At 53.8% G+C, this 2,368-nt stretch carries 2 protein-coding genes; both read left to right on the top strand.

The annotated features are described in order from the left end of the window. A partial coding sequence (locus EDD57_RS14165) for a collagen-like protein (protein ID WP_131850063.1) occupies positions 1-1,200 on the top strand: 1,200 nt, incomplete at its 5' end. Positions 1,201-1,463: 263 nt separating this feature from the next. Then, positions 1,464-2,368, top strand: a 905-nt coding sequence (locus EDD57_RS14160; RefSeq protein WP_131850062.1) for an alpha-helical endospore appendage domain-containing protein, incomplete at its 3' end; no start/stop codon positions are given.

Here is a 2,368-nt window from a genome sequence, read left to right as displayed (position 1 = left end):
ACTGGACCTTCGGGTGCGGACGGCTTAACGGGAGCCACTGGGCCTTCGGGTGCAGACGGCGTGACCGGTGCTACTGGACCTTCGGGTGCGGACGGTGTGACCGGCGACACTGGACCTTCGGGTGCGGACGGTGTGACCGGTGCTACTGGACCTTCGGGTGCGGACGGTGTGACCGGTGCTACTGGACCTTCGGGTGCGGACGGCTTAACAGGGGCCACTGGACCTTCGGGTGCGGACGGTGTGACCGGCGCTACGGGACCTTCGGGTGCGGACGGCTTAACGGGGGCCACTGGACCTTCGGGTGCAGACGGCGTCACTGGCGCTACGGGACCTTCGGGTGCAGACGGTATAACCGGCGCTACGGGACCTTCGGGTGCGGACGGCGTGACCGGCGACACTGGACCTTCGGGTGCGGACGGCGTGACCGGCGCCACTGGACCTTCGGGTGCGGACGGCGTGACCGGCGACACTGGACCTTCGGGTGCGGACGGCGTGACCGGCGCCACTGGGCCTTCGGGTGCGGACGGCGTGACCGGCGACACTGGACCTTCGGGTGCGGACGGTGTGACCGGCGCTACGGGACCTTCGGGTGCGGACGGCTTAACGGGGGCCACTGGACCTTCGGGTGCAGACGGCGTCACTGGCGCTACGGGACCTTCGGGCGCGGACGGTGTGACCGGCGCTACCGGTCCTTCGGGTGCGGACGGCGTGACCGGCGCTACAGGACCTACTGGTGCTACCGGTGCTACTGGACCTTCGGGTGCTGGGGTTTCTGCAGCTTTTGGAGCTTTTATGGGAGACTCTCCCTTAGGTCTAACCGTACCTCCGGGAGGAAGAATAGGATATAATCTAACCGAAAGTACGAATGGTGTAGTATCAAGTGGTTTCTCCGCAACAGGTACTGTATTTACCGTAGGCGACACTGGCGTATATTTGATGATATCCACTATTACAGCTAGTAACTCTAGCATATATGGATGGGAAATAAATGGAACAGAACGAACAAATACCATCGCACCCATAATAGGGGAAACAGGTCCCGGTTCTGTAACAATCATGGATATACTGCAAATTAATGCAGGAGGTACTATCGCTGTTCGAAATGTAGGTAATGCTGGTAATGATGCAATTTTATTCCGTAATCAGGTTGCAGGGCGGACGCCAGCATACTCAAGCATAGCTATTACCAGACTTTTCTAACACCATATAAAAAAAGAACCAAAATCAAAGAAGACATCCAGTATCAACGCAATCAACAAATGCATCACTCTTATCAGATCTGCAGATGAAACTATAATCAAGGAGCATCCTAAACGCTTTAAGAATAGGATTGCTCCTCTTTCTTTTCTTCACGCGTCGCGGGCTCTTTCTATACATAAACAGGATTTAGGCAATACACCAGTACAAGCACGAGGAGTAGAGCATATTTATAATAGGAATATTTTTTTGTAAGGGGGTATAACATGTCTCAAGCAAATATTCCTAATATTTCACCTAATATTTCTATCACAAGAGAAGATGCAATCAATCTGCTACTATCATCGATTGCATTAGAAGAGCTAGGCTTAAGTCATATTATTAATGCCGAGGGAGAAAAACTCCAGTACGTTCTAGGAACTCTTCCCGGGGTGTCCACATCCTTTCAACCCACGATTAGCGATCTACTTACGATTAATAACAGCGTTCGTGACACGATTAATGTAATCGGAAAGAAAGAATGGATTTTAAATGAGAAGTTAGTAAATGTATTAGAAACCGATGTTACGATAGGACCTCAAGGACCTCAAGGACCTGCAGGGACCACTGGATCATCAGGAGGACCTCCTGGACCTTCAGGAAGCCCTGGAGCTATCGGACCTCAAGGACCTCAGGGACCTCAGGGGCCTCAAGGACCTCAAGGGCCTCAGGGACCTCAAGGCAACACGGGAGCTTTTACGACAGGTGATTTCTTATTCGTGGTTCAAGGGAACTCAGGTGTTAGCGGAAGTGTTCCACTCGGTTTCGGAGACACACTAAACTTTATATCCGATACACTGGAAATTAACGTAATCCCCGGTTCCGCCAATGTGTTTTTAGAAGTGCCCACCGGAGCTTCTGGATCTGTTGGAATAATCGTTCAAGACATCCTCAATCAACTCGGTTTAACTTCGGCCGCTTTAACGGGGGCTACGGGAGCTACAGGAGCTAGCATAACGGGGGCTACGGGAGCTACAGGCTTAGACGGCGCCGATGGAGTGACTGGCGCTACGGGACCTTCAGGGGCGGACGGCGTCACTGGCGCTACGGGACCTTCAGGGGCGGACGGCGTCACTGGCGCTACGGGACCTTCAGGGGCGGACGGCGTCACTGGCGCTACGGGACCTTCAGG

It is taken from the genome of Baia soyae (assembly GCF_004341445.1).
Classification (GTDB): Bacteria; Bacillota; Bacilli; order Thermoactinomycetales; family Thermoactinomycetaceae; genus Baia; species Baia soyae.
This window is presented reverse-complemented; position numbering and strand designations above follow the sequence as displayed.